Annotated in this window: 6 protein-coding genes; all 6 read right to left on the reverse strand. The window is 73.6% G+C overall.

Annotated features, from left to right (window positions below):
* Nucleotides 1-406 (reverse strand): HAD family hydrolase (locus AC08OP_RS09900; RefSeq protein ID WP_476613925.1); only part of this gene is annotated, 406 nt, incomplete at its 3' end.
* Nucleotides 407-534: 128 nt separating this feature from the next.
* Entirely contained in the window at nucleotides 535-1,662 is a 1,128-nt protein-coding gene (locus AC08OP_RS09905; RefSeq protein WP_476613920.1) for a Gfo/Idh/MocA family protein, read from the reverse strand.
* 25 nt (nucleotides 1,663-1,687) lie between these two features.
* On the reverse strand, nucleotides 1,688-2,848 hold the full coding sequence (locus tag AC08OP_RS09910; protein ID WP_476613921.1) for a DegT/DnrJ/EryC1/StrS family aminotransferase: 1,161 nt from the start codon (nucleotides 2,846-2,848) through the stop codon (nucleotides 1,688-1,690).
* Nucleotides 2,849-2,958: 110 nt separating this feature from the next.
* Nucleotides 2,959-4,302, reverse strand: a complete 1,344-nt coding sequence (locus AC08OP_RS09915; RefSeq protein WP_476613922.1) for an NAD(P)/FAD-dependent oxidoreductase — start codon at nucleotides 4,300-4,302, stop codon at nucleotides 2,959-2,961.
* 55 nt (nucleotides 4,303-4,357) lie between these two features.
* Nucleotides 4,358-5,152, reverse strand: coding sequence for an arylamine N-acetyltransferase family protein (locus AC08OP_RS09920; protein WP_476613923.1), 795 nt, complete (start codon nucleotides 5,150-5,152; stop codon nucleotides 4,358-4,360).
* 4 nt (nucleotides 5,153-5,156) lie between these two features.
* Nucleotides 5,157-9,602 (reverse strand): type I polyketide synthase (locus AC08OP_RS09925; protein WP_476613924.1); only part of this gene is annotated, 4,446 nt, incomplete at its 5' end.

The raw sequence follows: 9,602 nt of genomic DNA on the forward strand, positions 1-9,602 counted from the left end.
CCGCGGCCGGGGACACGCCGAGCCGATCGAGAGTGTGAAGCACGATGTCCGGGGCGGGCTTCGGATTCGCCACCTCGTCGGAACCCACGACATGGTCGAAGAACGGCAGAAGCCCGAGCTGGTCGAGCAGCGAGCGGGCCCGCGGGCCGCTCTTGCCGGTGGCGACCGCAAGACGCAGCCCCCGGACCCGCAGGGTCAGCAGCAGCTCCACCACACCGTCGAAGATCTTGACCTGGTGGGCGAGCCGATAGCTCTCCCGCACGAAGGGCCCCTCCATCTCCGACGGCAGTCCCATGATCCGCATGATGTCGGGGAAGAACCGGCCCTGGTGTCTGTGGTACTCGTCAAACGGCACGGGCCCGTCGCCGACGACCTCGGCGTATGCGATCGCGAAGGCTTCCTGCATGACGGCGAAGCTGTCGACGAGGACGCCGTCCAGGTCGAAGACGACGGCCTCAGGAGCGATCACACCCGGCAGACCAGTCCCGGCGGCGGTGTCGGTGCGGCTCTTGGAGAGCGGTGTCAGCGGCGCGGTCACGGAAGCGACTCCTTCACTCGGCTGGTTCTCGTGGAACTGTTACCTGCCTGCGGGTCGGGCAACGCCGGATCGCGCGGTGGCCGCAGCGCGGAGCTGTAGAAGTTCTCGATGGTCCGTACGGTGGTCCGGGCCTCGGCGACGGCCTGGCCACGACCGGCCGGGTGGGCGGCGAGCTCGTCAAGCTGGCGGTCGTACTCGGTGCCGACCGGCTCGGCCGGCACCGGCACCCGGGTCGCGGTGCCCTGGCGGGTGAGCGTGAGCACGCTCCGGGGCCGGCGGTTCGGGCTGAACCCGAACGTGCAGGTCAAGGTGGCATTGCCTGCGCTGCCCTCAAGGGACAGCCGGGAGGTGTCCCGAGCCTGGTGGGAGGCCCAGCTGGCGCGCAGCGCCACCGAGACGCCGTCGCCACGGATCATGAACCCCCGGGCGGTGTCCTCGACGTCGCCGGCCTGGCTCTCGTCGGCGTCCTGTCGCCAGGCCGCCCGCCAGGCCTCGTCGTTCACGAAGTCGGCTGAGGTCGCGCCGAGGACGTGGTCGAAGTGAGCCGGGCCGAGGAGGGTGGTGAGGGTGTCGAGGAGGTGCCAGCCGAGGTCGACGAGGGCTCCTCCGCCGGCTTGGTCGCGTCGGGTGAACCAGCCGCCCGCGCGGGGGATGCCGCGGGCGCGGACCCAGGCGAGGTCGGCGTGGCGGATGCGGCCGAGGCGGGGTACGAGGCGGGCGAGCGCGCGGACGTCGGCTCGGTGGCGGGCGGCGCTGCCGGCCAGCAGGGTGGCGCCACCGGCCCGCTCGGCCGCGGCGAGGGTCTCGACCTCGGCCGAGCTGAGACAGACGGGCTTCTCGAGGAAAACGCCGACGCCCCGGTGCAGCAGGTCGGCCGCGATCTCGGCGTGCAGGTGGTTGGGCACGGCCACGACGGCCAGGTCGACGTCGTGGGCGGGCAGCTCGTGAACGCCGGCCATGGCGGCCGGCGCGGCCGGCGCGGCCCGCTCGAGGGCCGCCGCCCGGCCGGCCGGGTCGGGGTCGACGACGGCGACGACCTCGTAGGCCGGGTGCCCGAGCAGGCGGGGCAGCCACAGCTCGCGGCCGGCCCAGCCGAGTCCGACGACCGCGACCCGGACAGTCATCGCGCCCGTCCGTCCGGACGCCCGCTCACGCTGCTGCCACCGAGTCGGCGATGATCGCGGCGGTGTCGCGGATCGCCTGCTCGGCGGCCAGCAGCACACGGTGGTGCAGCCAGATGCCGTCGGCGCTGATCGCCTCCACCGTGGGGCAACGCGCCGCGACCTCCTCCACCGACTCGGACGGCGCGCCGACCTCCCAGAACGCCTCTGTCCGGTAGATCGCCCGAAACGCCGCGAACGCCGGCAGCCCGGCCGCCACCAGCGTGTCGACCAGCCGGTTGCGGTCCTGCTCAGCCAGGCCCGGAATCCGGAACATGGCCATGTAGTGCGGGTTCTGGTCAGCCCTCGGGTCGCCGCCCTGGGGCACCACTCCGGGAATCGCCCCGAGCAGGCCGGACAGCAGCTGCCACCGCTCATCGCGAACAGCTCGCTGCTCGTCGAGGCGGCTCAGCTGGGCACGCAGCACGGCGGCGGAGAACTCGTTCATCCGCATGTTCGTGCCCGAGATCCTGTGGTGGTAGTGCCGGTCGGTGCGCGGGCGCCCGCAGCTGTGCCGGAGGAATGCCGTCTCGTAGGTCTCCTCGTCGGGGAACAGCACCGCGCCGCCCTCCCCCGCGGTCATCAGTTTGCCGTTCTGGAAGCTGAGCGCCGCGATGGTGCCGAGCTCACCGACGCGCCTGCCCTGCCACCACGCGCCCTGCGCGTGCGCGGCGTCCTGCAGCAACGGCACTCCGGTCTCGTCCGAGATCTTCGCCAGGGCGTCCATGTCGGCGAACAGGCCGGCCATGTGCACCGGCATGATGGCCTTCGTACGGTCGGTGATCGCCGCCGCGACCGCGTCGGGGTCGATGTTGTACGTGCTCGGGTCGATGTCGACCGGCACCGGGACGGCGCCGATGCGCTGGGCGGCCTGTGAGGACGAGATGAACGTGAAGCCCGGAACCACGACCTCGGTGCCCGGGCCGACGCCGAGGCACTGCAGCGCCAGCTCCAGTGCCTGCGTCCCGTTGGTCACGGCCAGGGTGTAAGGCGCGCCGTGGTAGGCGCCGAACTCCTCCTCGAACAAGGAGACTTCGGCGCCTCCCATCCGCCACCACTGGCCCTGTTCCAGGGCGCGGATCAGACCGTCGCGCTCGGTGTCGTCGAACTGCGGCCACTGCGGAAACTCCGGTGCTGGTCGGGAACTCATGTTTCTCCGAATCTGCTCAGGAGAGAGGGGCGGGATCGGATGGGTCAACGCGCCGGCCGTCGAGCAGATGATCTCCGTGGTGGACTGCCCGTCCCACCGGCGCCGCCCGCTCAGACGCCGGTCGCGGCCCGGCGGATCCGGGCCTCGACCCGCTCCTTGCGGTCGGCCTCGTCGAGGTGCGGGTAGGCGGGGCAGCCGAACTGCCGCTCGAACGGCGTGAACGTGTCCCACTCGGGGCGCTTGCGCATCTCCTGGGCGACGGCGTTGTGCTCGCTCCAGAAGTCGCCGCCGATCAGCCGGATCAGGTACCTCTCCAACATCTCCCGGGACGTCGTCCGGCCGGCGTCAGCCGCCGTCGCCACCAGCTCGCCGTCGTAGAACGCGTGAATCAGCCGGATGTAGGTGTCGTAGCCGGTCTTGAAGAAGTCGCTGTAGTCCTGGATCTGCCGGTCGGCATCGGCGGGGTCGTCGAGTGCGGCCCCGACCGCCTCGGCCGCCCGCACCGCGGTCGCCGCGGCCACCAGCACGCCGCCGGAGAACATCGGGTCGCCGAAACACCCCGCGTCGCCGACCATCAGCCAGCCCTCGCCGACGACGGTGTCGCTGTGGTAGCAGTAGTCGGTCTCCACCTTGAGGTCCATCGTCGGGCTCGTGCCGGTCAGCCGGGCCACGATCCGCGGCACCCGGGCCACATGCTCGTCGAACACCTGCTCCGGCGTACTGGCCCGCAGCACGTCGCGGGGCATCACGGCCCCCACGCTGATCACGTCGTCGGACAGCGGGATGGCCCACACCCAGCCGTCGGCGTGGACGCCGACCTGGATGTCGCCCGCCACGCCGAGGTTGTGCTTCTCGTCGAGGCCCGCGTAGTGCCGGAACACCGCGACCATGCGCAGTTTCTCGAGGGTCTTGCGCAGCCCGAACCTGTGCGCGATCTTGCCGGCCCGGCCGCTGGCGTCGATCACGTAGGCCGCCCGCACCTCGTGGCTCTCGCCGTCCTCCTCGTAGCGCACGCCCGCCACCCGGTCGCCGTCCATCAGCAGATCGGTGACGGTGGCGCCGAAGCGGACGTCGGCGCCGTTCGCGGCGGCCTGTTCGGCGAGCATCCGGTCGAACCGGCGCCGCTCCACCTGGAAGGCACGATCGAACCGGCCCTCGCCCTGCTTGGTGAAGTCGGCCCGGAACACGCCCGAGAAGAACTTCGACTCGGTGGGGTCGATGAACTCGCCGCCGAACTTCGGCACGTAGGCCTGGGAGGCGACCGCCTCGCGCAGGCCGATCCGCTCGAACAGGCCCATCATGTACGGCAGAAGCGACTCGCCGATGTGGAAGCGCGGTTCGGCCTCGCGTTCCAGCAGCGCCACCGAGCGGCCCTGCCTGGCCAGCATCACCGACGCGACCGATCCGGCCGGGCCGGCGCCGATCACCACGACGTCGACGGATGTGTTCGTCATACCAGTCCCTTCGTTCCCTGTCGGGTGTCCCATCTCGTCTCGGGGTTGTCGTCCGTCACCGTGGGACGGGCGGCCGGTCGAACTCGCGGGCCAGGATCGCGGCGGACAACCGCCGGTGCTCGTCGTCGTCCGTGATCGTGTGGACGTGTTCGCGCCCGTCGCGGACCACGAGGTAGCGGCGGCCCTTGAGCACGGCCTGGCCGTCGGCGAAGGCCCGCCCGCGCAGCACGCCTTGGAAGTCCGCCGCCGGCTCGGTGGGCTGCTGCTCGCGGGCCCTGTCCTCGAACTCCTTCCAGTCCTGGAAGCGGCGGGGCTGGAGCGTGAACGTGTAGACGACGCCCCACCGGGTGACCCGCCCGCGCCGCTGCACGGCCAGCGCGCCGTCGAGCTCACGCACCCGGAACTGGCTGCCGTGCTGCTCCTGCACGCTCACCGCCACCCGCAGCGGCTCGATGTAGGACGGACCCGGGTAGCCGACGTCGGTGAGCCACTGCTCGCCATCCAGCGTCACCAGACAGAACATGTGCTCGACGTCGGTGGCGAAGTGCTGCCGGCCCTCGGCGGTGCTGCCGGCCACGAGCGAGACGTCGTAGCCCAGCTCGCGCAGGAGACGGTGGAAGAGCCGGTTCAGCTGGAAACATGTGCCGCCCCGGCCGTCCAGGATGCTGCGGGTGAAGATCTCGTCCTCGTCGAGGTCGACGAGGTGGACACCGTCGGCGAAGTCCTCCGGCGCGATGTTGTACGGGATTGTCGAGAGGTGGCGGTGCTGTAACGCGCGCAGGGTCGGGAGGTCGGGGCTGGTCGGCGCGGGGGCGCCGATCCGTCGCAGGTAGGCCTCGGGGTCGAACACGTCGTCACGGTCCTTCGAGGTGGGTGAGCAGGTGGGCGGCGAGCCTTCCGGGCGTGGGGTGGTCGAAGACGAGCCCGGGCGGCAGGCGCAGGCCGGTGACCTCGACGAGGCGGTTGCGCAGTTCGAGCGCTGTCAGGGAGTCGAAACCGATCTCGAACAGCCCCTGGTCGCCGTCCAGGAGCTGGGTGGCGCCGAAGCCGAGGGTGAGGCTGACCTGATCGCGGACGATCTCCAGCAGGCCCGCCTCGCGCTCGGCCGGGGGGAGGTCGGCCAGCCGCGCCCGGGGCCGCCCGGCGGCCGCGGCCCATGCCCGGCCGCGGGTGGCCCGCACGAGGTGGCGAAGGATCGGCGGGACGGTGCCCGCGCCGGCGAGCGCGGCCAGGTCGAGCCTGGCCGGCACCACCAGCGGCCGGCCGGCGGCGAGGGCGGCGTCGAACAGGGCCAGTCCCTCGCCGGCGGGCATGGCGAGCAGCCCGCCACGCCTCCTCAACCGGGTGCGGCGCAGGTCGTCGAGGTCGGCCGCCATGCCGGTGGACTGCTCCCAGGCACCCCACGCGAGCGAGATCCCGGGCCGGCCCTGGGCCCGGCGGGCGGCGACCAGGCCGTCCAGGAAGGCGTTCGCCGCGCCGTACCCTCCGGTGCCGGCGCCCAGGAAGGTGCCGGAGACGGAGGAGAAGACCGCGAACACGTCGAGGTCGATGTCGCGGGTGGCCCGGTCGAGGTTCTGCGCCGAGACGACCTTCGCCGCGAAGACCTCCGCCAGCCGGCCCGGGTCGGTCTGGGTCACGACACCGGCGTCGAAGACCCCGGCCGCGTGGACCACGCCGGACAGCCGGCGGTGGGCACACAGCCGGTCGACCAGTTCGGTGACGGCGGCGGGATCGGCGGCGTCGAGGGCGACGACCTCCACCGTCTCGGCGCCCCAGGCGCGCAGCCGGCGGGTGAGCTCGTCCGCCCCGTCCGAGGCCGGCCCCCGGCGCCCGGCGAGGACAAGGTGCCGGACGCCGTGCACGCGGACCAGGTGCCCGGCCAGCAGGCGGCCGAGCGAGCCCATGCCACCTGTGATCAGCACGGTGCCATCCGGGTCGAAACGGGTCCCCGGGTCGGTCCGTTCCGGGCCGTCCTGACTCGAGGGCGCCGGCGGGGCGAGCCGGGTCAGCCGGGGCACCAGCAGCTCCGGCCCGCGCACCGCGACCTGGGGCTCGCCGGTAGCCAGGACGTCGGGCAGCGGGCCGCCGTCCGGGTCGAGGTCGGCAAGCACGAAGCGGTCGGGGTTCTCGGCCTGGGCCGCGCGGACCAGCCCCCAGACGGCCGCACCGACCGGGTCACGGGCGTCCGAAGCGACCGCGCCCCGGGTGGCCACGACGAGTGGCACGGTGTCCAGGCCGCCTCCGGCGAGCCAGGTCTGGAGCACCTCGAGCACCCGGGTGGTCTCGGTGAACGCGTCCTCGCCGCCACCGGCGGGCAGCACGACGGCAGCGGGCACGGGCGATCCTGAGAGCACGTCGTCGGCCAGGTCGGCGACCTCGACCGGGCTGGTGACGGTAGGCCAGTCCGGAGCCGGTTCCGGGCCCGCGCCGGCGGGCAGCGGTGTCCAGGCCACCTCGTACAGACCTTCGCCGGCCATCCGCAGCCGGCTCGGTGTGAGCTGTCGGAAGACCAGCGCCTCGGTGCTCAGCACCGGACGACCGGCGTCGTCCCAGGTCTCCAGGGTCAGCGCCTCGCCCCCGCGGAGTGCCGCCCGGACCCGCAGGGACGTCGCCCCGGCGGCGTGCAACGTGACGCCGTTCCAGGCGAACGGCAGCATCACCCGGTCGTCGTCCGGGGCCAGGAACGCCCTGGTGTGCAGGGCGGCGTCCAGCAGCGCGGGATGGAGGACGAAGCGGGCGGCGTCGGCGTGGGCCTCCTCCGGCAGGGCGATCTCGGCGAACAGCTCCTCACCGCGGTGCCAGGCGGCACGCAGGCCGCGGAAGGGCGGGCCGTACTCGTAGTGGTGCCGGCGCAACGCGGCGTAGAAGTCAACCGGATCGATCTTGACCTCCTCCGCGCCGGCCGGCGGCCAGGCGGTGGCGTCGAACTCCGGCCGGGGCAGCCCGGTCGGGGCCACGCCGGGAGCAAGCAGTCCGGTGGCGTGCCGGGTCCAGGCCCCGTCGCCGCGGCCGTCGCGCTCGGAGGGAGCGGAGTGCACGCTCACCCGGCGCACACCCCACTCGTCCGGGCCGCCGACGCTCACCTGGACACGGACGCCCGCGCGGCCCGGCACCACCAGCGGGGCTTCGATCACGAGTTCCTGCAGGTGGCCGCAGCCGACCTCGTCACCGGCCCGGACGGCCAGCTCCACCAGCCCCGTGCCAGGCAGCAGGACGACGCCGTCGACGGCGTGGCCGGCGAGCCAGGGGTGTGTCCGCAGGGACAGCCGGCCGGTTGCCAGCACACCGTCGGTCTCCGGCACCTCGACCACGGCCGCGAGGATCGGGTGGTCGGAACCGGCCAGGCCGAGCGCGGGCGCGTCGCGGGCCTCGCGGGCGGTCGGCAGCCAGTAGTGCTCGTGGTCGAACGCGTACGTCGGCAGGTCCACGGCGCCGCCGGTGCTGCCCGCCGGGAGGGCGGCCCGCCAGTCGACGTCGACGCCCCGGACGAACAGCTCACCGGCGGCGGCGAGCACCGCCTGGCTCTCCGGCCGGTCGTCGCGCATCGCCGGTACCGCCGCGCCGACCGCGCCGGCCAGGCCGGTGAGTGCCGTCCCGGGTCCTGTCTCCAGGAAAAGCCCGCCGCCAGCCTCGACCGCGGCCCGCAGCGCCGCGGCGAACCGCACCGGGCGGCGGACGTGGTCGGTCCAGTAGCGGGTGGTGGACAGCTCGGTGGTCACCAGGGTGCCGGTCAGGGTCGAGATGACCGGGGTCACGGGCTCCCGCCAGGTCACACCGTCCAGGACGGCGGCGAAACCGTCGAGCATCGGGTCCATGAGGGCCGAGTGCGCCGCCCGGGAGATGTTCAGCCGCCGGGTCCGGGCGCCGCGGGCGCTCAGGGCCTCGGCCGCCGACAGAACACCGTCCTCGGCACCGGACAGCACCACCGAGTCCGGGCCGTTGACCACGGCCAGGTCCACACCGTCGCCGAGGAACTCCCGCACGGCATCCTCCGGCAGGTTGACCGAGACCATCGCGCCGCCGGGCGGCAGCGCCTGCATCAGCCGGCCGCGGGCGGCCACCACCCGGGCGGCGTCCGGCAGTGACAGCAGACCGGCGACGTGGACGGCGGCGAGCTCGCCGACCGAGTGGCCGACGACGAGATCGGGCCGCACGCCCCAGGACTCGAACAGCCGGGCCAACGCGACCTCTACGGCGAAGACACCGGCCTGGGTGTAGACCGTCTCGTCCAGCAGGCCGTGCGGCGAGCCGAACACGACATCGCGCACCGGATGGCCGATCCAACCCGCCAGGTGCTCGTCCAGCAGGTCGCACACTTCGTCGAAGGCTGCCGCGAACGCGGGGTACCGAGTGGCGAGCTCGCGGCCCATCCCCGCGCGCTGTCCCCCCTGGCCGGGGAACAGGAACACGAGCCGGCCCGAATCGCCCGCCCGGCCGGTGACGGCACCGCGGGCGGGCCTGCCGGCGGCCAGCTGCTCCAATTCGGTCACCGCCTGCGCCCGTGACCCGGCCACCACGACGGCCCGCTCGGGCAGGTAGCCGCGGTGCGTGACGAGGGCGGCCGCGACGTCCGGCAGCGGGGCGGGGGCCGCCGGCAGAAAACCGGCCAGCCGGGCGGCCTGGCCGGCGAGGGCCCGCGGGCTGCGGGCCGAGATCACGATCGGGGCGGGGGCCTGCTCGGTCGCGGCCCCGGAACCATGGCCGGCGGCTGCTGCGGCGCCAGGTCCGGCCCCGGCGACGGCGGACTCCGCGGTGGGTGCGGGTCCCTCGGCCGGGGGCAGCGCGGTCCCGTCGGGCGCCTGCTCCAGGATGACGTGCGCGTTGGTGCCGCTGAGCCCGAACGAGGACACACCGGCGCGCCGCGGCCGGCCGGTGCGCGGCCAGTCCTGGGCGTCGGTGAGCAGCTCGACCGTGCCGGCGTCCCAGTCGACCTGGGTGGACGGCGCGTCGACGTGCAGCGTGGCCGGCAGCACGCCATGCCGCAGCGCCTGCACCATCTTGATCACACCGGCCACACCCGAGGCGGCCTGAGCGTGGCCGATGTTCGACTTCAACGACCCCAACCACAGCGGCCGCCCGGCGGGCCGGCCCCTGCCATAGGTCGCGAGGAGGGCCTGCGCCTCAATCGGGTCACCGAGCCTCGTACCCGTCCCATGACCCTCGACAGCATCGACATCACCCGCCGACAGCCCCGCGTTCGCCAACGCACGGCGGATCACCCGCTGCTGCGACGGCCCGTTCGGCGCCGTCAACCCGTTCGACGCACCGTCCTGGTTCACCGCCGAACCCCTGAGCACGGC

The sequence above is a fragment of the Frankia sp. CeRuru1 genome (assembly GCF_977966315.1).